We start from the raw sequence: 20,366 nt of genomic DNA on the forward strand, positions 1-20,366 counted from the left end.
GTCTTCCGCTTGCCGTTCCTATCTCTGCTTCCGAAGCGCGCCTGAGGCGAACCCGCTATATGTCGTCCGATATAGGTCGTTTTCGACCGCCGCTCGAAAGTTTTTCGAATCTGGCACCATGTTTAGGGCGGGATTGGCCTTCGCCGGGCCGCGGTTCCAACGATCAAGCAGGCGGCAATTGGCCGCTTTGGATGCGCTGCATCCGGTAGCGCAGAAGCCGGATGATCCGGCTTTCGAAATTGACGCCTTCGACGCGGTCGAACTGCACCTGGGCGCGGTCATGCTCGGCGAGGATGGCGGAAGAGATCTCGGCGGCCTTGGCCTTCACCGCTTCGCAGGTCTGTTGCGGATAAGTCGCCTTCAGCGCGTCCTCGAGTTCGCGGGCATGGTTCTTGGCGATCTCGACATGGCGTTCCTCGTGGCGCTTGATGTCCGCCGACAGCGTGTCCCAGAACAGCCTGACGTTCGGATCGGCCTTGCGCGGCCGCCGCCACTCCGGAAGGATTACCTTGACCTTCACGGTGACCTGCGCATTCGCGATCCGGCAGGAATTCGCCGTCTGCGCGTAGCTGACGCGGGTGGTGAAAGCCATCTGCGTGGCGCCCGGGTGCCTCGAGCCGGTGCTCTTCACCTCGGGACCGTTTTTTGTCAGCTGCTTTTCGATGTCGTCCAGCGTGCGGCCGGTGACGGCGAAATAGCTGTAGGTCTTCACCAGAGTCGCCGCGCCAGCCGGCGCGGTGGCGAGGATGAGCATCAGAGCGCTGAGCAGGGGACGGTTCATCATGTTGCCTCTTCACGCACCTTGCTTTACGGCCGTTGCCGGCGCAACGAAATTGATTTCGCGCGGATCACACATGGTTGATGGACAATGACGACAAGGCGATGGCAGCTCGCGCATGGACGCCATCTCGACCTCGGCCCCAAGGCGGTGGTCGTCGGTATCCTCAACGTCACTCCGGACAGTTTTTCCGATGGTGGATTGTTCATTGCGCCCGAGAAGGCGATAGCCCAGGCGCGCCGCATGGCGGAAGAGGGGGCCGCCGTCATCGATATCGGTGGGGAATCGACGCGGCCGGGTTTTGCCCCGATCACCGCCGAGGAAGAGCAGGAGCGGGTGCTGCCGATCATCGAGGCGCTCGCCGGATCGGGCGAGACCCTGATTTCGATCGACACCTATCGCGAGGATACGGCGCGTCGGGCCGTCACCGCCGGTGCGCATATCGTCAACGACGTCTGGGGCCTGCAGCGCGAGCCCGGCATAGCGCGTGTCGCGGCCGAGACCGGCGCCGGCCTCATCATCATGCATACCGGACGCGAACGGCAGAAGTTGCCGGACGTGATCGAGGACCAGTTCCTGTTCCTGGGCAAATCGCTGGAGATCGCGCGCGCCGGCAATGTTTCCGATAGCCAGATCGTGCTCGACGCCGGCTTCGGCTTCGCAAAGGAAACAGCGGAGGAAAACCTCGATCTGATGGCGCGGTTCTCCGAGCTTCAGGCGCTCGGCTTCCCGCTGATGGCGGGGACGTCGCGCAAGCGTTTCATCGGCGGCGTCACGGGGCGCGAACCTGCTGAGCGGGCGGCCGGCACCGCGGCCACCAGCGTCATCCTGCGGCTCAAAGGCGCCGATCTTTTTCGCGTCCACGATGTCGCAATCAACGTGGATGCGCTGGCGGTGGCCGATGCTATGCTGGCGCGAGAAAACCTCTCTCCCGGACGCTGACCATGTATGTCATCCGCATGAAGAACTGCGCCTTCTTTGCCCGGCACGGCGTACTGGACGAGGAGGAGACGCTCGGCCAGCGTTTTTATGTCGACGCCGAACTGACCGTCGAGCCCAGCCGGCCGCTGGAGGAAGATTCCATCGAGGACACCGTCAATTACGGCATCGCCTTTTCGGTGATCGAGAAGATCGTCACCGGGCACCGCCGTTTCCTGATCGAGGCGCTGGCGCTGGAAGTGGCGAAGGCGCTGGCCGCTCGGTTTCCACAGATCAAGAAAGCAGAGATCACGGTGCGCAAGCCGAACGCCCCGGTGCCGGGCGTGCTCGATCATGTCGAGGTGACCGTTGTCTGGCCCCAATAGCGTCGTCTACCTCAGTCTCGGCGGCAATCTCGGCGACCCGGCGAAATCCATGGCCGCGGCGCTGCGTATGCTGGATGGCGATGACAAGACGCGCGTCACCGCCGTCTCCTCACTCTACCGCACGCCGCCCTGGGGCAAGCTCGACCAGCCGGATTTTCTGAACGCCGCGGCGGCGATCGAAACGGCGCTGCCGCCACGCGCCCTGCTCGACCTCTGCCTCGACGTCGAAAGACGGTTGAAGCGGGTGCGCGAGGAGCGCTGGGGGCCACGCCTGATCGACATCGACATATTGGTGTTCGGTGACCGAGTGATCCACGAGACCGGGCTCGAAGTGCCGCATCCACGCATGCTGGAGCGTGCCTTCGTGCTGGCCCCGCTGGCCGAGATCGCTCCCGGCCTCGTTGTCGACGGCAAAACCGTGTCGGAGCGGCTCGGCGTCGTCGACACGTCGGGGATCGAGCGCCTGCCGTCGGGCCGGGAGTGGTGGCTGAGCTGAAAACTCAGCCGGAGAAGCCGCCGCCTTCGAGAAAAGCCTTTTCCTCGAGCGTCGTCTGGCGGCCGAGCATTTTGTTTCGATGCGGAAATCGGCCGAAGCGTTGGATGATCTCCAGATGCTCATTGGCGTATTTCAGATAGTCCGGCGCTCGCGCGGCGGTGAGTTCCACCGATCGCCGCTGGTCCACAAGCAACTCCGAATGCTCGAAGGGCAGATAGATGAAGACGCGCAGGCTCTCGTCGAGCGCAAGGTCTTGGCCGGCGGCGATCGCCTGGTCGGCGAAATGCCTGGCCAGCGGATCGGTCGCGTACATATGCCCGGTGCCGCGGAAGCAGTTGCGCGGAAACTGATCGAGCAGGATCATCAGCGCCAACGATCCCTCGGCATGGGCGTTCCAGTCGTCGCATTCACGCCCGGCGGCGGCATAGTGCAGCTCCAGGAAGCGGTCGCGGAAATCCGTGTCGAACGCATTGTTCTTCTCGAACCAGGCGTCCTCGCCGGCTTCGCGCCAGAATTTGGTGACGGAAAGCGCCCGCGCGTCGAGCCCTGCCATGCGTTGCTCCTCAGTTCTTCGTCTCTGCTTTGTTCAGCACGCCCGCCGTCTCTTCGTTCAGTGCCCGGCCGGCGCGGCGCGGCTGCGTGAGCGGCGTCGGGATCGGCGTGCCGATATTGCCTTTCAGGAAGCGCTGGCCGGCGCGGATGCCTTCGGCAAGCTGCGTCTCGAAACGGGCGGTGTCGCGGCGCCGCACATCCTCAATGACCTCGGCGACCTCTTCCGGGTCGACGCCCAAAGCTTCAAGCGCCGAGCCGCCGAACACCAGCGCGGATTCAAAGGTCTCACGCAGCTGATAGTCTACACCGGCGCGGATGAGCTGCAGCGCGGTGCCACGGTCAAAGGCCCGCGCCATGATGGTGACCAAAGGGAATTCGGCCTTGATCAGCTGCGCGATACGCACGGCGGCGTCCGGTTTGTCGACGCAGATCAGCACGGCGCGCGCGCGGCCCGCGCCGGCCGCATGCAGGATGTCGAGCCGCGTGCCGTCGCCGTAATAGACCTTGAAGCCGAAATCGGCCGCCGCCTGGATCATCTCGACCTCATTGTCGATGATCGAGACGTCGAGGCCGCGTAAAAGCAGGGGCTGGCTGGCGATCTGGCCGAAACGACCGAAGCCGATGATCAGCACGCTGCCGGTGAGACCGTCGGCGATGTCGACGCCGTCGAGCGATTGTTCGTCGCGCGCCGTAAGATAACGCAGGGCCACGATCGCCAAGGGCGTCAGCACCATGGAGATGATGACGATGGCGGTCAGCGTGGCGTTGGCCCGGCCGTCGATGATGCCGACAGCGGCCGCCGAGGAGTAGAGCACGAAGGCGAATTCGCCGCCCTGCGCCATGAAGACGGCGCGTTCGAGCGCCTCACGGTGGCCGCTCTTGAGCATGCGCGCGACGATATAGATGCCGAGCGCCTTCATGATCATGTAGGCGACGACGTAGATGGCGACGAGGCGCCAGTTCTGGGCGACGACGCCGAGGTCGAGCGACATGCCGACGGCAAGGAAGAACAGGCCGAGCAGGATGCCGCGGAACGGCTCGATGTCGGCTTCGAGCTGATGGCGGAAGGTCGATTCGGAGAGCAGCACACCGGCAATGAAAGCGCCCATTGCCATGGAGAGGCCGGAAAGCTGCATGGCTAGAGCCGACCCAAGCACCACGAGCAGGGCCGCGGCCGTCATCACCTCGCGGGCGCGGGCGTCCGCCAGGATGCGGAAGAGCGGGTTGAGCAGATAGCGCCCCGCCACCACCAGTCCGATGATCGCCGCAATGCCGATGCCGACTTCGGTCAACCGCTCGGACAGGCTGGTTTCGGCGCCGCCGGGCGCCAGAAACGCAACCAGCGCCAGAAGCGGCACGATCATGAGGTCTTCGAGCAGAAGGATCGACACAATACGCTGACCCTTGGGCGTGGCGATCTCGCCGCGCTCCTCGAGCAACTGCATGACGATCGCCGTCGACGTCAGCACGAAGCCGGCGCCGGCGACGAAGGACTGCGCGATCGGAAAGCCTCCGGCCAGCCCGACGCCGGTCAGCAGCACGGCGCAAACGCCGACCTGCAGCGCGCCGAGCCCGAAAATTTCGCGGCGCAGGCCCCAGAGTCGCGACGGCTGCATCTCCAGGCCGATGATGAACAGGAACATGACGACGCCGAGTTCAGCGACGTGGAGGATCGCTTCCGATTCGGAAAAGACGCGGAGGCCGAACGGCCCGATGACCACGCCCGCCGCCAGATAGCCGAGGATGGAGCCCAGCCCCATGCGCTTGAAGATCGGCACGGCGATCACGCCAGAGGCAAGCAGCGCCACCACCTGTACGAGATCGCTGCTCGATGCTTCCGCCGCCATGCCTGTCATCCAGTTGCTCAAGCACTCCTTGCATGCACCGGGAGGGAGAGGCAAGGGCGGGCGGACTGACTTGAAGGGTAGGGTGCCGTTGAAGCGGTCTCCGCTTGCCTGCCGGACGTTCGGCATATATAATGGTTGAATGCCTGACTATTCGTCCCGGCCGCCTCCGCATATCCCGGTAGATGCGCTCAGCGAAGTCCTACAGGACTTTCGCTTGAGTGGGGTCAGCTATGGCCGCTGCGAGCTCCGGCATCCATGGAGCATCGCCTTTCCGCAACAGAAGCTGCTTCGCTTTCACTTTGTCGGCCAGGGTCCATGCTGGATTTTTACCGAAGAGGAAGGCTGGCAGGAGTTGCGCGATGGCGATCTGGCGCTGCTGCCGCAAGGCATCGCCCATCGGCTGGCCAGTGCGCCGGACGTTGTCGGCGACTCGCTCGAGAGTTGCCAGGTGACCAAGTTGGGGAGCAATGTCTGTGAGGTGGTGCGGGAAGGGACGGGCGCGACAAGCACCCTTTTCTGCGGCTCCATGGCCTTGGGCGTCTGTGCGCTCAATCCACTGATCAAGTTGATGCCATCTATCATCAAAGGGTGCGATGTGGCCGGCAACGATCCGGTCGTCGGTCCTTTGCTGGCGGCTATGACGGCTGAGGCCGCGCAACCGCAGATGGGCAGCGCCACGATTCTGTCGCGCATGGCCGACTTGCTGACGGCCCGGCTCATCCGCTGCTGGGTCAATTGCACTGGCGCCTCGACCACCGGTTGGCTCGCCGCTATCCGCGACCCTCATATCGGCCGCGCGCTGGCAGCCATGCACCGAGACCCCGGCCATAACTGGACCCTGGAAAGGCTTGCCGGCTTGGCAGGCCAATCGCGCTCGATTTTCGCCGAGCGCTTCAGGGCTGTGTTAGGGGAGGGCGCTGCCCACTATCTCGCCCGTCTGCGTATGCAGCTTGCCCGCGAGTTGCTGGGGCAAAACGGCCTGTCGGTTGCCGAGGTCGCAATCCGTTTGGGCTATGACAGCGAAGCATCCTTCGCGCGCGCGTTCAAACGCATCACCAATGTCTCGCCAGGCGTTGTGCGCCGCACAATTTCCGGACGAACGGACATGAATTTCGGATTTTAAGGTACATATCATCCGATAGGACTCGTCTATTGAAGACCTCCAAACCTTGGAGATCTTTCAGTGACGGACACAACATTTCAGCTTGAAGACGCGGCTATAGACCTCGATGACGCCGCGCCAGCCCCGTGGAACGCAGCCACCTGGTTTGCCGTCATTTCATTGGCGGCCACCAGCTTTGCCCTGGTGTCAGCCGAATTCCTGCCGGCAGGCCTGCTGACGCCGATGGCGCGGGACCTCGGCATCAGCGAAGGAACCGCCGGACAGGTCGTCACCGCCACGGCTTCGGTCGGCGCCGTGACGGCCATATTGAGCAATGTTCTCATCGGCCGATTGAACCGCAAGACGGTGCTGGTTGGCCTCAGCGCCTTGGCGGTCGGTTCCAACCTCCTTGCCGCGCTGGCGCCCAATTTCTGGCTGTTGCTGCTGGGCCGGGCCGGGCTCGGAATCGCTCTCAGCGCATTCTGGGCACTCTCGGTTGCCGTCGTGGCCAGGCTGGTTGGCGCCAATGCGACAGGTCGGGGCATGGCTATCGTCACCCTCGGCGTCTCGCTCGCCACCATTGCCGCGCCGTCGGTCGGCGCGTTGATCAGCGACTGGCTGGGATGGCGCAGCGCCATGGCCTTGACAGCGGGGCTGGCCGTGATTGCCATGCTGCTGCAGTTGGTTAGCCTGCCGACCCTGCCTGCCACGGCCAGCAATAGTCTTGCGGATGTATTTCGGCTGACACGGCGGCGCGGCATTCAACTCGGCATGCTGGCCATTCTTTTGCTGATGACAGGGCATTTTGCCGGCTCGGTCTATGTGCGCCCCTTCCTCGAACATGTGACGCTCCTGGCGACCGCGCCAATTGCCCTGGCCCTGCTCGGATTTGGCATCGCCGCTGTGATCGGCAATATTGCCGGCGGGCGCATGGCCGATGCCAACATCCGCATGGCGCTCGCGGGCAACGCCGCATTGATGGCGTTTGCGGCGCTGGCATTGGTGCTTTGGGGCGTGCACATCGCCGTCGCCTTCGGATTCGTCACGCTTTGGGGCTTGGCCTTCGGCATGGCGCCGGTCGTGCTGCCGACCAATCTGTCCCGCGCGGCGCCTGATGCGCTGGAAGCAGCGGGTAGCCTGATGGTCGTCTCCTTCCAGGTTGCCATCACCATCGGCGCGGTTGTCGGCGGCTATGTCGTGGACACCTATGGTGCTTCGGGGCCTTTGATCCTTACTGTCGTTCTTGCCGCATCGACAGTCATGCTGGCGCTGCTACAGCGTCGCGGGTGAACTTTGCTCCAACGGACCTAAAGCGCGTCGCGTCCGAACGGCCTCATGCGACGCGCTTTAGGTTATTGTTTCAATGCATGTCGCCCACCGCTGCGCAGTTTGGGCGACATGCATTAAGCGGGCTGAATCCGGGCCGCCGCGATATTGCAGCTTCGTTACACAAGTTTACGCGGCCCGGTCGTTGCGTGCCGCCACAATCAGAGGTTAAGGCACAACCGGCTTTGGCCATTGGGCTTCGGCCATTGGAAGGCAGCGGCGATGGGCCGCTGCCTTTTTTTGAGGAGATAACTGACATGAAGAAGTTTTTGCTCGTTGCCGTCGGTGTTGCGGCGCTGGCCGTTTCGGCCTGTTCGAAGGGACCGGAGTGCACGCAGGAAATTGCCACCAAGAAGGCGCAGGACATGGCCGCCGCGCTGCAGGAAGCAATCACCAAGGATCCGAGCAAGGCGGCCGGCCTGACGGCCAAGGTGCAGGCCGTGACGACGAAATATCAGAACGCCACGACGCTGGACGAGGCCTGCAAGGCCTATGACGAAGTGACCGCCGCCATCAAGGGTTGAGCTAAGTCAAAGACGGATGAAGGCGGCAGCCATGGCTGCCGCCTTTTGTTTATCCACGCTTGTCTGGTCAGTTCTTGGCTATGGAGCCGACCTCGACCGTATCGACCCGCTTCAGACTCATGCCGATGACCGGCACCAGCTCTTTGTTGACGCGTACAGCGACCGTGACGGTCATCGAATTGTCGTCGGGGATGCGGGCCTGCATGACGCCATTCAATTGATTGCGGTTGATGGTGAAGACCACCTTCTGCGCGTCGACGACATTGCCGCCGATGATGTCGAGCCCGTTGCCGGCCGAACCGCCCATGAAATTGCCTTTGTAGCCTTCGTGGCCCTTGCGTTCGACGCTTGCTGACATTTTTTGGGTGAACACACCGACCCGGCAGTCTCCGTCCAGCGTCATGCCGACCTTGCCGTCAGGCGTCGAGCCGTTGAAATTGCAGGTGAATTTCGTGCCCTTGTATTTGCCGGCGATGATTTCGCCGGGGCCGACCCATTTGCCTTCGACCGAACGGAAGAACTGCTTGTCCGGTTCTGCGCCAACGGCTTTTTCGACGAGGCCCACCGGTGCGGTGACCGCAACCGTCACGGGCAGGACGCAGGACAGAAACACGCTTTTCATGGACGACACCCGGCACGACAGAGTCTGTTCTTGGGACAGAGACGACCATGAACAAGATTGGTTAATGCTTCGTCACCGGTGGCCGTTTCGGCATTTACCCTACTGCTCGCTTTGACCGTCCTTCCGGATCGCGAACGAGGTCAGCGCCGAGAGGAAATCGCCCAGGCCCGGGCGCTTGGTCGCGATGAACGGCAGCGGGCGCGCCGTTTCCATCGCCGCAATGCCGATGCGCGCCGTCATCATGCCGTTGACCACGCCTTCGCCAAGCTTTGCGGAGAGCTTCGCGGCCAGGCCGTGACCGACGATCTGCTGCACGAAACTGTCGCCGACGGCGATCGAGCCGGTTACCGCGAGATGAGCGAGCACTCCGCGCGCCAAGCGGATGAAGCCTAGCGTGCCGGGACGGCCGCCATAGAGTTCCGACAGGCGCCGGATCAGCCTGCCTGCCTCGAACACGACATAGGCGACGTCGACAAGCGCGCGTGGGCTGACCGCGGTTACCAGCGAGACGCGCTTTGCGGCCTCCAGGATCATCGCCTTGGCGCGGGTATCGAGCGGCGACAGGATCTCGGTCTCCGCAAGCCGCACCAGATTGCCGCCGTCAATGATTTCGCCGCGCAGTTCGGCGAGCGAGCGGCGGCCGGCCGCGGTCTCTGGTTTTGCCGCGACGAAGGCGGCGAGCTCATCGACCAAAGCGCGGGCGGCTTTGGGATCGTCGCGCGCCACCGCATCCAAGGCCCGCCGCTGCAGCTTCTCGACCTCGGCGAGGCGGGCGATCGCCAGGAATTCGCGGATCAGGATGACGAGCAGCGACAAAAGCGCGATCGCCGCCATGCCGGCCGCTAGCCAGCCCAGCCATTCGGCGCGCGCGAAGAGATCGCGGATGAGCTGGTCCGTCCACAGGCCGACCGCGAACGAGACAAGCACGCCGAAAGCGCCGAAAAACAGGCGGGCCAGCAGCGAGCGCTTCCTTGGGGCGGTCGCCGGCGGCGGCGCGGCCTGCTCGATATCCGGTTCGTCGAAGACATCGATTGGCGAAGGGACGACGACCGCAACATCGGCCCTTGCGGCCTGCGGTTTGCGCATCGGCCGTTCGTCGGTGCGATGCTTCTGCGGCGCCTCCTGTTTTGGCGCTGGCTCGGGCTCGATGCGGAAGGCCGCCGGTTTGCGGGGCGCGGTCATGCCAGATGGTCTCCGATCAGGAACTGCAGCGCGCGGTCGAGCCGGATATGCGGCAGCGAGAGCGAGACGCCTTCGGCCGTGCGTTCTAGCTTCGGCGGACGAAACCGCACGAAGCGGATCGCCGGTTCACTGCTTTCGCCCTGCGGCCCGGAAGGGTCGAACACCGCGTCGACCTTTTGCGGCAAGTCACCGGGAAATATGGCGGTTTCGGTTCTGCCGTCGAATGTCTCGCCGTTGATCGTTTCGCCTTTCAACGGGGTGCCGATGATCACCGGCAATGTCTCGCGGCCCTGCTTGACCGTGCCTTCGCGGGTCGAGCGCACCGCCGCCATGGCGGCGACATCGACATCGGCGCCGCTGAAATTCGCCCGCGCGACGGCCCGGTCGGCCAGGCGGCGCACGATCGCCTGCAGCCGGTCGTGGCTTTCATGATGCAGCTGATCGGCCTTGGTCGCCGCCACCAGGATGCGGTCGATGCGCCTTGAAAACAGGTCGGTGACGAAATTGCCACGCCCTGGCCGGAAGCAGGACAGGATTTCGGTGACGGCGCGTTCGAGGTCGGCCAAGGCGGCGGGGCCTGCGTTGAGCGCCTGCATGGCATCGATCAGTACGATCTGGCGGTCGAGGCGGGTGATATGCTCGCGAAAGAACGGTTTCACGACATGCGTCTTATAGGCCTCGTAGCGGCGCTCCATCATCGCCTGCAGCGATCCGGAACGGGGACGTCGCTCCGACAGCTTCATCAGTGGCGCAAAGGTGAGCGCCGGCGAGCCTTCGAGATCGCCCGGCATCAGGAAACGGCCGGGCGGCAGGGTCGACAGCGCCCGTTCGTCCAGCTTGCAGGCCTTGAGATAGGCCGCGAAGCTTTCGGCGAGACGGCGCGCCGCCATTTCATCGGCGTCGGCGTCCGGATCGATCGAAGAGGCGAGCTCCCGCCAGGCATGGGACAGGTCGGAACGCACAGGCAGAGCCGCGAGCTCGACCGCCTCGTGCGAAAAATCGGCGAAGGATTTGCCGAGCAGCGGCAGGTCGAGCAGCCATTCGCCGGGGTAGTCGACGATGTCGACCGACAGCTTTCCCGCCGAAAACAGCCGGTTCCAGCCGGAGGCAGACTCGTATTCGATGGTGAGCCTCAACTCGGAAATGGCGCGCGTCGAATCCGGCCAGACGCGGTCTTCGACCAGGGCAGCTATATGGTCCTCGTACTGAAAGCGCGGGACGGCGTCGTCCGGCTGCTCCTCGAGGAAGGCGCGAGCGATGCGGCCCGATTTCTGCGCTTCGAAGAGCGGCAGCCGCCCGCCATGAATCAGGTTGTGCACGAGAGCGGAAATGAACACCGTCTTGCCGGCGCGGGAAAGGCCGGTGACGCCCAGGCGCAGCGATGGAGAGAAGAGCCCCGCGGCGCGGCCCGACAGGGTGTCGAGCGCAATCTTCGCCTCGTCGGTAAAGGTGGTCAGCGGTGATGCCAAATCTGCCTCTGGGTCGCCCGTCAGGGCCCGATATAGGCCTCGGGCGAAGCGTTTGAAATGGTGTCAGAGATCGGCAGGAGTGAGAAAGGCTTCGAGATAGCCGTTGCCTTGGCCTGCTTCACCGAGATTGCCGGGAAAACGCACGACGGCGAGGCCCGAGGTGGGAAAGCCGTGGTTGAGCACGCCGCGCGCGGTTTCATCGCCATCACCCGACACCGCCATGGCGAGATCCTCCGTCATCGGGTTGTGGCCGATCACCAGAAGCGAGCCGGTCCCGCCATTCCTGCGGATGATGTCGAGATAGCCGGCGGCATCCTCGCTGTAGAGCGTGTCCAGGAACAGCACGCGGCCGATGTCTGTGCGGCCCGCGAGGCCTTCCAGCGTCTGCCGCGCCCGCCTGGCGTTGGAACAAAGCGTGACGTCCGGCACGTAGTTGCGGGCCCGCATGGCATCGCCCATCGTCTCGGCATCGGCCATGCCGGATTCGTCGAGCGGGCGATCGAAATCGCGCACCCCGGGCAGCGCCCATCCGGCCTTGGCATGCCTCAACAAATAAAGTTTGCTCAACCGGTCCCCTCACTACTAGCAAGCAACGAAAATCCGTCCAAGACGTTATGGGATTAGCCACGAGAACGGTCTCATGCACAATGGCCGGCATCGCTCAAACATAGCGAATCGTACAGGAATTCGGCCGTACCCTTATTGCGAAAAGGCCTGTCTGTGCTGGCCTCCCCCATACTAACAATTGCGTGAAACTGTCGCCGATTGCGCTTGTGCAGCCTTCGGTCCGCGAATATATAGGCGCCAAATTTGGGGTTGTTGGGTGAGTCGAATGAACGATATCGTTACCGCCGATTACGTACCCTCCGAAGACGAGCCGTTCATGAACGAACGGCAGAAATCTTACTTCCGCATGAAGCTTATCACATGGAAGAACGATATCCTTCGCGAAGCGCGTGAAACCCTCGAAATCCTCCAGCAAGAAAACGCCAACCACCCCGACCTAGCCGACCGCGCCTCTTCCGAAACCGACCGAGCCATCGAACTGCGCGCCCGCGACCGCCAGCGCAAGCTGATCTCGAAGATCGATTCGGCGCTGCAGCGTATCGACGAAGGCACCTACGGCTATTGCGAGGAGACCGGCGAGCCGATCGCGCTGAAGCGGCTTGACGCCCGCCCCATCGCGACGCTGTCGATCGAGGCGCAGGAGCGCCATGAGCGCCGCGAGAAGGTCTACCGCGACGATTGAGGCGGGCAAGGGCAGGCATAGAATTTCAAAAAATGGCCAGGTTTTCCGGCCATTTTTTGTTTTTCGGCTGCCTTCGTAACCTGCAGACCGGCCGGCCGCTTATGTGCCCAAGGCACCCATGGACAGGGTCACGGTGGTCCCCCTCATCTCGCTTGCCCGGCCCGAGGCCATTAAGGCCGTTACGTTGGTGTATTGCCGAGTCAGCGTTTGTGGCTGGCAAGCTCGCCGAGAAGCTTGGTCATCTCGTCATCGAGCGAAGGCTTGGCGGCCGGCTTGGGATGCGACTCGTCCAGGGATGCCTCGAGTTCGTGCATCAGCGTATCGTCGATCGAGTCGTTGGAGGGTGGCGGCGGGACATGGCGGACGCTGCCATTCGTTCCATAAGCTGGGAGCGGCATGACCTTCGCGGTCGGCTGGCTCGGCGTCGCCGGCTTTGGCGTGGGTGGCGCCGCGTGCGGACGCGACACTGGCTCGGTCATCGGAGCCGGCGCCGGTGCGGGTGATTGCCTGGCCGGCGTGGGCGCGGGCTGAGACGCGCGCGGGCGCGGCGCGGCGGCCTGCTGCTGGCCGCCGTCGCCGGTCAGCGCCGGGCGGCGAGGCGCGACCAGCCTTATGTCGCGTTCGACCACGACATCGGTCGGGCCGCCGATCAGGATCAGGTGTTCGATGTCGTCGCGTCGCACCAGCACCAGCCGGCGATGGCTGTCGACGGCGGTGGCGTCCATGACGGCGAGCCGCGTCTTGCGGTTCCTGCCGCCGGCAACGAAGGTGCCGAAAGTCAGGTTGCGGACCACCTTGATGACGAGCAAGACGACGACAAGCAAAATGAGTGCTGCAAACGTCCACAGGATTGCACCGACATAACCCGGACCCGCTGTGCGCTCCACCCACTCCATCATCGGTGCACCCAATCGCCTTCTTGAGGTGACGCGACACTAGACCGTTGGGACTAGCGACCGCAAGTTCGCATCACGCATCGTGAACAGTTTGAAACATGAATCGTTGATTTTATCGGACATTTGCCGCCGGGGCCTTTTCCGCTACAGGAGAATGTGATTCAACCGGCCGTTCGCGGGTGTCGGGGACCGGAATCACGAGCAGGGGGCACATGGCCAAGGAAACGCGCGGCGATTTCTATCCGGTACCGATCGTCGACCAAAACACGCGTCCGGGCGCCGTCGCCAGGCTCATTATCTTCATCGTCGTCTTGACCGGCGCCGCGATCGTCTTCGGGCTGTTCCGCGAACGCCTCGGCGATCCGTTCCTGCTCGGCATGCTGGGCGTGCTCGCCATGATCGGCGTCGGCTTTCTGTTCGCGACGGCGATCGGCTTCGTGCAGATCGCTCCGCGCTCCACCGGCGACGAGTTGTCGAAGGCTTTCGTCGATTCGATGTCGCAAGGTCTCCTGGTCACCGACACCAAGGGGCGTGTCATCTACGCCAATCGGGCCTATGCCGACATGACGGGTGCCGCTTCGGCAACGGACCTCAAGACGGTCGAAGGGCTGCTTTCGGATGTCCCCGAGGCCTCGATGACCATCTACCGGCTGGCGTCCGGCCTGCGCGACGGCCAGGCCGGCGACGGTGAATTCCGGCTCGCGCAGTCGATCAAGCCCGGGGCCGAGCCTGGCGCGCGCTGGTACCGTGCCCGGGCACGTGCCTTCAACGTGCCAGGCCAGCGGCTGCCGATGCTTGCCTGGCAGATCGCCGACATCTCGCAGGAGCGGGCGGAGCAGGAACGCTTCTTCCTCGACCTGCAAAAAGCGATAGACCACCTCGATCACGCGCCGGCCGGTTTCTTTTCGGCCGACCAGGAGGGCCGCGTCACCTATATCAACGCGACGCTTGCCGAATGGCTGGGCATCGACCTTGCCAGCTTCACCCCCGGCGCGGTGACGCTGCCGGAAATCGTCGCCGGCGACGGCATGGCGCTCGTCCGCTCGGTGAAGGCTGATCCCGGCACCACGCGCAACGCCGTCATCGACCTCGACCTCACCACAATGAGCGGGCAGGCGCTGCCGGTCCGCTTCATGCATCGCGTTTCGGCGAGCCGCGAGGGAGTGAACGGTCCGACCCGCACCATCGTGCTCAACCGCACCCAGGGCGAGGACGCCTCCGCCGACCTGCGCGCCTCGGAAGTCCGGTTCACCCGCTTCTTCAACTCGACGCCGATGGCGATTGCCGGCGTCGATGCCAGCGGACGCATCCTGCGCACCAACGCGCCGTTCCTGTCGCTGTTTTCCTCCGTCGTCGACCGCGACGCGGTCGACCGACGGGTGCGCTTCGAGACCGTGGTGCATGAGCGCGATAGGCCGTCCTTCGCCGCAGCCTTCGAAAAGGCGCGGCAGCGGCAGGCCAATATCGAGCCGATCGACTCGCTGCTGCCCGGCAATGACGAGCGCCACATCCGCTTCTACGTCAATGCCGTCGCCGACGGCGCCGGCGGCGAGGGAGCGGAGGAATCGGCTATCGTCTACGCCGTCGAGACCACCGAGCAGAAGGCGCTCGAAGGCCAGATGGCGCAGAGCCAGAAGATGCAGGCGGTCGGGCAGCTTGCCGGCGGCATTGCGCACGACTTCAACAACGTTCTCACCGCCATCATCATGGCGTCGGACCTGCTGCTCACCAACCACCGTCCGTCGGATCCGTCCTTCCCCGACATCATGAACATCAAGCAGAACGCCAATCGCGCTGCGTCGCTGGTAAGGCAATTGCTCGCCTTCTCGCGCAAGCAGACGCTGCGGCCGGAAGTGCTCAACCTGACCGATGTGCTGGCCGATCTCAGAATGCTGCTTGCCCGTCTGGTCGGCAACGACATCCGGCTGAAGATCGACCATGGCCGCGACCTGTGGCCGGTCAAGGTCGACATCGGCCAGTTCGAGCAGGTGGTGGTCAATCTCGCCGTCAACGCACGCGACGCCATGCCCGCCGGCGGCGATCTTACCGTGCGCACCCGCAACGTCACGGGCGAGGAGTGCAAATCCTTCGGCTACCGGGAGCTCACGCCGGCCGATTACGTGCTGGTCGAGGTCGAGGATACCGGCAGCGGCATCGCGCCCGACGTGCTGAAGAAGATCTTCGAGCCGTTCTTCACCACCAAGGAGGTCGGCAAGGGAACCGGCCTTGGCCTCTCGATGGTCTATGGCATCATCAAGCAGACCGGCGGCTTCATCTACTGCGATTCCGAGGTTGGCAAGGGAACGGTGTTCCGCATCTTCCTGCCGCGCCATGTCGCCGAGGCAAGAAAGATTGTCGAGGCAGGCGAGATGCCGGCGGCGGCTTCGGCGCCGGCCAAGCCGGCCGACACCGCCAAAGACCTGTCCGGCTCGGCTACTGTGCTTCTGGTAGAGGACGAGGATGCCGTTCGCATGGGCGGCGTCAGGGCGCTGACCTCGCGCGGCTACACCGTCCATGAGGCGTCTTCCGGCGTCGAGGCGCTGGAGGTCTTCGAGGCCCTCGGCGGCAAGGTCGACATCGTCGTCTCCGACGTGGTGATGCCGGAAATGGACGGTCCGACGCTTCTAGGCGAGCTGCGCAAGCGACAGCCGGACATCAAGTTCGTCTTCGTTTCCGGCTATGCCGAGGACGCCTTCGCCAAAAACCTGCCGGCCGACGCGCATTTCGGCTTCCTGCCCAAGCCGTTCTCGCTCAAGCAACTGGCGACGATCGTCAAGGACGTGCTGGAATCCTAAAACAGCTACCGCTTGCGCATTGCGGCGACCCTGTCATGATGGTTAACGGGATGGATCCCATCATGGGGTGATAAAGCGTGACGCCGCACATCGAGGCGGGCCGGGGAGATTATGCCGAAACGGTGCTGTTGCCGGGCGACCCCGAGCGCGCGCAGTGGATGGCGGAAACTTTTCTCGAAAACCCGCGCTGCGTCAATCGCCGTCGGGGTGCTCTTGGCTTTACCGGCCGATTCCGCGGCAAGCCGGTCAGCATCCAGGCAACCGGCATCGGCGTCTCGTCCTTCCTGATCTATGCCTTTGAACTCCTCGATTTCCACGGCGTGAAGACGCTGATCCGCACCGGCACATGTGGCGCCCTGTCCGAGAACGTTCCGCTGCGCGGCGTGGTCATTTCCAGTGCGGTACGCGCCGAGGGCGCGATGAGCGGGCAAGTGTTCGGACTTTACCGGCCGGCGGGGCCGGATGAGGCGCTCCATGAGCTGGCGCTGCAGCGGGCCGCCGATCTCGGCATCGCTTGCAGCGCCGGGCTGACTGTCTGCAGCGACATATTCCATCACCCCGACGGCCGCGCCCGGTTTGACGAGCCCAGAGCGCTCGGCGCACTGGCGGTCGATATGGAAACCAGCGCGCTCTACCGCATCTCGGCGCAGTTCGGGGCGCGCGCGCTGTCGCTGCTGACCGTGGTCGACCACGTCGCCACGGACGAGCAGACCGACTACTCCGAGCGCCAGGCGCTGTTCACCGACATGACCCGTCTGGCGCTGGAAGTCGCTGCGGCAAGCTAGAGCAGTTCATCATTCACGGAAACGCTGAACTGCTCTAACTGTCTGTTTTTCGCAATTCCGGACGGGAAACCGTTACACATTTTTCCTGGAATTGCTCTTGAAAGCGCGTCGCGATCTTTCAGATACGCTCCCTGCGCTTTAGGTTCTTGATTTTACGCATGTCTTTATCCCGAAACCGGTTCCCACTTGCGGGAGACATGCTTTAGGCGGCTTCCTGCTTCAGCGCTGCCTGTTCTTCCGCCCCCGGCCGGTGACCGCGCAGATAGAGCGCGCAGGTGGTGCGCAGCATCGAAGCGAAGTTCGGGATCTGACCGTTGATCTCGATCGCCTCGTCATAGAGCGTCGAGATGAATTTGGGTGTCGTCAGACCCTGGCTCTCGGCGATCTCGTCGAGGAGTGCCCAGAATGTCGCCTCAAGCTGGATGCTGGTCGAATGCCCGTCTATGCGGATCGACCGATTGATCTGCCGGTAGCCTTCCGGATCTTGTCCGGCAAAGACTCTGCACATTGTTACCTCCCGTTCTTGTTGGTCTTGGGCGCCGATTGACCGGTTGGCGCCTTTTGAACACTGCCTGCGCTTCCATTTTCGGCCTGACGGCCGGTGACGGCAATCAGACTTTGGTCCTCAAAGTGCGTCGCACTCTTTGGTCGCCCTGCAAAACTGGCGCGGCACTAGCCGTTTTCCAAGCGCATGCGTGGTAATCGGCTGCCACCACCTTTTTTCGCCGGCGCGCATAATCGGCTTCGAAAGCACCAAAAGCTGCGGAGTCCGATTTGGCGAAGGCGATTCATACCATGATCCGGGTTCTCGACGAGGCCCGGTCCGTCGATTTCTACAACAAGGCCTTCGGCCTCGATGTCGCGCAGCGGCTCGATTTCGAGACTTTCACGCTCGTCTATCTCAGCAATGCCGATACTCCGTTCGAGATCGAGCTGACCGTGAACAAGGGCCGCACGGAGCCTTACACGCTTGGCGACGGCTACGGCCACCTTGCCGTGTCCGTCGTCGATCTCGATAGCGAGCACGACCGGCTCGGCGCTCTGGGACTCAATCCGAAGAAGATCGTGGAATTCAACCGCGACGGAGCGCTCATCGCCCGCTTTTTCTTCATCGAGGATCCCGACGGTTACAAGATCGAGGTCCTGCAGCGGGGAGGGCGCTTCCAATAGGACAAATGCCGCGCGGGCCGGCGCGGCGCCAGCAACGGCACCCGTTGGGGTGCGAACAGCAAGCAGGGAGGAAATTATGGTCACGATCTATGAGAGGAAGCCCCTTGAGAGGAAGCTTGGTCTTTCGCGGCGCGAGCTTCTCAAACGCGGCGGCGCGGGCGCGCTGCTCGTCATTTCCGGCAGCGCCGTCATCAGCCCTGAATATGCGTGGGGCTTGGAAACCGCGTCGCTGAAGCCAGAGACGACGGCGACGCTGATCCAGGTGGCGCGCGACATCTACCCGCACGACCAGGTCCCGGACAAATACTACGCCATCGCCGTCAAGGGGCATGACGAGACAGCCGCCAAGGATCCGGCTCACAAGGAACTGATCGAGAAGGGCATCGCCGATCTCGACAAGAAGGCCGGCAGCGGCGGCTATCGCGGGCTCGGCTGGGAAGAGCAGCGGGTCGCGCTGCTGAAGGAGATCGAGAAGACGCCCTTCTTCCAGGCGGTGCGCGGCGGCCTCGTCGTCAGCCTCTACAACCAGAAGGAGGTGTGGCCGATCTTCGGCTACGAGGGCGAGTCCTATTCCAAGGGCGGCTACATCGCGCGCGGCTTCAACGACATCGAGTGGCTCTGAGCCATTCTGTTCTTGAACCGCTTTTGACCGATTTCATGGGAGGAAACCATGGCAGCACAATTTGATCTCAAGAACGATGGCGTGGTCGTCATCATCGGCTCGGGCGCCGGCGGCGGCACGCTCGGCAACGAACTCGCCCAGAAAGGCATCGACGTCGTGATCCTCGAGGCCGGCGCCCGCCACGAATACGAGGACTTCATCAACGACGAGTGGGATTCCTTCACCCAGCTCGCCTGGAAGGACAAGCGCACCACATCCGGCGACTGGCGCGTGGCGAAGGATTTCCCGAACCTGCCGGCCTGGATCGTCAAGTCGGTCGGTGGCTCGACCACGCATTGGGCGGGCGCGTCGCTGCGCTTCCAGGAGCATGAGTTCAAGACGCTTTCCACCTACGGCAAGGTGAAAGGCGCGAACCTGCTCGACTGGCCGGTGACGCTCGCCGAAATGGAGCCATACTACGCAAAGGCCGAGGCCAAGATGGGCGTGACCGGAACCAACAACTGGCCGCGGCTGCCGGGCAACAACAACTTCAAGGTGCTCAAAGCCGGCGCCGACAAGCTCGGCTACAAGGAATGCCACACCGGCAACATGGCCATCAACTCGGTGCAGCGCGACGATCGCAACTCCTGCCAGCAGACAGGCTTCTGCTTCCAGGGCTGCAAATGGGGCGCAAAATGGTCGACGCTCTACACCGAGATCCCGAAGGGCGAGGCGACCGGCCATCTCGAGGTGCGGCCGAACTCCATGGCGATCAAGATCAACCATGACGCCTCGGGCAAGGTGACGGGCGTCGTCTATGCCGACAAGGACGGCAAGCTGCAGGAGCAGAAGGCCCGCATCGTCGCTGTCGCCGGCAATTCCATCGAAAGCCCGCGGCTACTGCTCAACTCCGAATCGAGCAAGTTCCCGCACGGGCTTGCCAATTCATCGGGGCAGGTCGGCAAGAACTACATGCGCCACACCACGGGCTCGGTCTATGCCGTCTTCGACAAGCCGGTGCACATGTATCGCGGCACCACCATGGCCGGCATCATCCGCGACGAGGCGCGCCACGATCCGTCGCGCGGCTTCGTCGGCGGCTACGAGATGGAGACGCTGTCGCTCGGCCTGCCGTTCATGGCGGCCTTCCTCAATCCGGGTGGCTGGGGCCGCTCCTTCACCACGGCGCTCGACCATTACGACCATATGGCCGGCTTGTGGATCGTCGGCGAGGACATGCCGCGCGAGGAGAACCGCATCACGCTGCACAAAGACGAAAAGGACGAGCACGGCATGCCGATCGCCGACGTCCATTTCGACGACCATCCCAACGACACGGCGATGCGCGACCATGCCTACAAGCAGGGTCAGTCACTCTACGCCGCGGTCGGCGCGACCAGGACCTTCCCGACGCCGCCCTATCCCTCGACCCACAATCTCGGCACCAACCGGATGAGCGAGAAGGCGGCCGACGGCGTCGTCAACAAGCACGGCCAGACGCATGACATCAAGAACCTGTTCGTCTCGGATGGCAGCCAGTTCACCACGGGCGGCGCCGAAAATCCGACGCTGACCATCGTGTCGCTGGCGATCCGCCAGGCCGACTATATCGCCGCCCAGATGTCGGCGAAGAGCATCTAGTACTGCCTCCCGACTGCCTGCTGGCGC

General features: G+C 63.6%; 21 protein-coding genes. 12 read left to right on the forward strand and 9 right to left on the reverse strand.

Annotated features, from left to right (window positions below; translation table 11 throughout):
- Positions 1–163: 163 nt before the first annotated feature.
- Positions 164–784, reverse strand: coding sequence for a DUF922 domain-containing protein (locus P9236_RS08440; RefSeq protein ID WP_278074145.1), 621 nt, complete (start codon positions 782–784; stop codon positions 164–166).
- An 84-nt stretch (positions 785–868) separates the two neighbouring features.
- On the opposite strand from P9236_RS08440, the gene folP reads away from it, so the two are divergent.
- The 3 genes from folP to folK are packed head-to-tail and all read left to right on the forward strand — an operon-like array spanning position 869 to position 2,578.
- Positions 869–1,720 carry a dihydropteroate synthase gene (gene folP / locus P9236_RS08445; RefSeq protein ID WP_278074146.1) on the forward strand — a complete coding sequence of 284 codons (852 nt, stop codon included), beginning with the start codon at positions 869–871 and terminating at the stop codon, positions 1,718–1,720.
- A gap of 2 nt (positions 1,721–1,722) precedes the next feature.
- Positions 1,723–2,082, forward strand: a complete 360-nt coding sequence (gene folB, locus P9236_RS08450; protein WP_278074147.1) for a dihydroneopterin aldolase — start codon at positions 1,723–1,725, stop codon at positions 2,080–2,082.
- Complete coding sequence (gene folK, locus P9236_RS08455) at positions 2,066–2,578, forward strand: 2-amino-4-hydroxy-6-hydroxymethyldihydropteridine diphosphokinase (RefSeq protein WP_278074148.1); 513 nt, start codon at positions 2,066–2,068, stop codon at positions 2,576–2,578. The genes folB and folK overlap by 17 nt, the downstream gene beginning before the upstream one ends.
- 4 nt (positions 2,579–2,582) lie before the next feature.
- Here the strand turns inward: folK and P9236_RS08460 are convergent, their stop codons facing one another.
- Positions 2,583–3,131 (reverse strand): DUF924 family protein, encoded by a 549-nt coding sequence (locus tag P9236_RS08460; RefSeq protein ID WP_278074149.1) that lies wholly within the window; start codon positions 3,129–3,131, stop codon positions 2,583–2,585.
- Positions 3,132–3,141: 10 nt separating this feature from the next.
- Positions 3,142–4,977, reverse strand: coding sequence for a monovalent cation:proton antiporter-2 (CPA2) family protein (locus tag P9236_RS08465; RefSeq protein WP_278074150.1), 1,836 nt, complete (start codon positions 4,975–4,977; stop codon positions 3,142–3,144).
- Between the two features lie 139 nt (positions 4,978–5,116).
- Here P9236_RS08465 and P9236_RS08470 point away from each other — a divergent pair, with 139 nt between their 5' ends.
- From P9236_RS08470 to P9236_RS08480, 3 genes are all read left to right on the forward strand, one after another.
- Positions 5,117–6,100, forward strand: coding sequence for an AraC family transcriptional regulator (locus P9236_RS08470; RefSeq protein ID WP_278074151.1), 984 nt, complete (start codon positions 5,117–5,119; stop codon positions 6,098–6,100).
- Between the two features lie 60 nt (positions 6,101–6,160).
- Positions 6,161–7,369: an MFS transporter gene (locus P9236_RS08475; protein WP_278074152.1), complete on the forward strand. Its 1,209-nt coding sequence runs from the start codon at positions 6,161–6,163 to the stop codon at positions 7,367–7,369.
- A 293-nt stretch (positions 7,370–7,662) separates the two neighbouring features.
- A complete protein-coding gene (locus tag P9236_RS08480) occupies positions 7,663–7,929 on the forward strand; it encodes a hypothetical protein (RefSeq protein WP_278074153.1) in 267 nt (88 codons plus the stop codon).
- Between the two features lie 67 nt (positions 7,930–7,996).
- Here the strand turns inward: P9236_RS08480 and P9236_RS08485 are convergent, their stop codons facing one another.
- The 4 genes from P9236_RS08485 to P9236_RS08500 all read right to left on the reverse strand — a co-directional run bounded on the left by P9236_RS08485 (position 7,997) and on the right by P9236_RS08500 (position 11,769).
- The gene (locus P9236_RS08485) at positions 7,997–8,551 is read right to left on the reverse strand and encodes a hypothetical protein (RefSeq protein WP_278074154.1); all 555 of its coding nucleotides are present in this window, start codon (positions 8,549–8,551) and stop codon (positions 7,997–7,999) included.
- Between the two features lie 99 nt (positions 8,552–8,650).
- Positions 8,651–9,733 carry a TIGR01620 family protein gene (locus P9236_RS08490; protein WP_278074155.1) on the reverse strand — a complete coding sequence of 361 codons (1,083 nt, stop codon included), beginning with the start codon at positions 9,731–9,733 and terminating at the stop codon, positions 8,651–8,653.
- Complete coding sequence (locus P9236_RS08495) at positions 9,730–11,202, reverse strand: YcjX family protein (protein ID WP_278074156.1); 1,473 nt, start codon at positions 11,200–11,202, stop codon at positions 9,730–9,732. The genes P9236_RS08490 and P9236_RS08495 overlap by 4 nt, the downstream gene beginning before the upstream one ends.
- A gap of 63 nt (positions 11,203–11,265) precedes the next feature.
- Entirely contained in the window at positions 11,266–11,769 is a 504-nt protein-coding gene (locus tag P9236_RS08500; RefSeq protein ID WP_278074157.1) for a histidine phosphatase family protein, read from the reverse strand.
- Between the two features lie 265 nt (positions 11,770–12,034).
- Between P9236_RS08500 and dksA the strand changes: the two genes are divergently transcribed.
- Complete coding sequence (dksA, locus tag P9236_RS08505) at positions 12,035–12,451, forward strand: RNA polymerase-binding protein DksA (protein ID WP_059185643.1); 417 nt, start codon at positions 12,035–12,037, stop codon at positions 12,449–12,451.
- Positions 12,452–12,651: 200 nt separating this feature from the next.
- On the opposite strand, the gene P9236_RS08510 is transcribed toward dksA, so the two are convergent.
- Positions 12,652–13,347, reverse strand: coding sequence for a flagellar biosynthetic protein FliO (locus tag P9236_RS08510; protein WP_278074341.1), 696 nt, complete (start codon positions 13,345–13,347; stop codon positions 12,652–12,654).
- 212 nt (positions 13,348–13,559) lie between these two features.
- Here P9236_RS08510 and P9236_RS08515 point away from each other — a divergent pair, with 212 nt between their 5' ends.
- Both P9236_RS08515 and P9236_RS08520 read left to right on the forward strand, forming a co-directional pair.
- Positions 13,560–16,142: an ATP-binding protein gene (locus tag P9236_RS08515; RefSeq protein ID WP_278074158.1), complete on the forward strand. Its 2,583-nt coding sequence runs from the start codon at positions 13,560–13,562 to the stop codon at positions 16,140–16,142.
- A gap of 77 nt (positions 16,143–16,219) precedes the next feature.
- Positions 16,220–16,927 (forward strand): DeoD-type purine-nucleoside phosphorylase, encoded by a 708-nt coding sequence (locus tag P9236_RS08520; protein ID WP_278074159.1) that lies wholly within the window; start codon positions 16,220–16,222, stop codon positions 16,925–16,927.
- Between the two features lie 202 nt (positions 16,928–17,129).
- Here the strand turns inward: P9236_RS08520 and P9236_RS08525 are convergent, their stop codons facing one another.
- Positions 17,130–17,435, reverse strand: coding sequence for a ribbon-helix-helix domain-containing protein (locus P9236_RS08525; protein ID WP_278074160.1), 306 nt, complete (start codon positions 17,433–17,435; stop codon positions 17,130–17,132).
- 266 nt (positions 17,436–17,701) lie between these two features.
- Between P9236_RS08525 and P9236_RS08530 the strand changes: the two genes are divergently transcribed.
- The 3 genes from P9236_RS08530 (at position 17,702) to P9236_RS08540 (ending at position 20,339) form a co-directional block, all read left to right on the forward strand.
- Positions 17,702–18,097 carry a VOC family protein gene (locus tag P9236_RS08530; RefSeq protein WP_278074161.1) on the forward strand — a complete coding sequence of 132 codons (396 nt, stop codon included), beginning with the start codon at positions 17,702–17,704 and terminating at the stop codon, positions 18,095–18,097.
- A 76-nt stretch (positions 18,098–18,173) separates the two neighbouring features.
- The gene (locus P9236_RS08535; RefSeq protein WP_278074162.1) at positions 18,174–18,719 is read left to right on the forward strand and encodes a gluconate 2-dehydrogenase subunit 3 family protein; all 546 of its coding nucleotides are present in this window, start codon (positions 18,174–18,176) and stop codon (positions 18,717–18,719) included.
- A gap of 48 nt (positions 18,720–18,767) precedes the next feature.
- Complete coding sequence (locus P9236_RS08540) at positions 18,768–20,339, forward strand: GMC family oxidoreductase (protein WP_278074163.1); 1,572 nt, start codon at positions 18,768–18,770, stop codon at positions 20,337–20,339.
- Positions 20,340–20,366 lie beyond the last annotated feature (27 nt).

It is taken from the genome of Mesorhizobium sp. WSM4884 (genome assembly GCF_029625675.1).
In the GTDB taxonomy this organism is placed as follows: domain Bacteria; phylum Pseudomonadota; class Alphaproteobacteria; order Rhizobiales; family Rhizobiaceae; genus Mesorhizobium.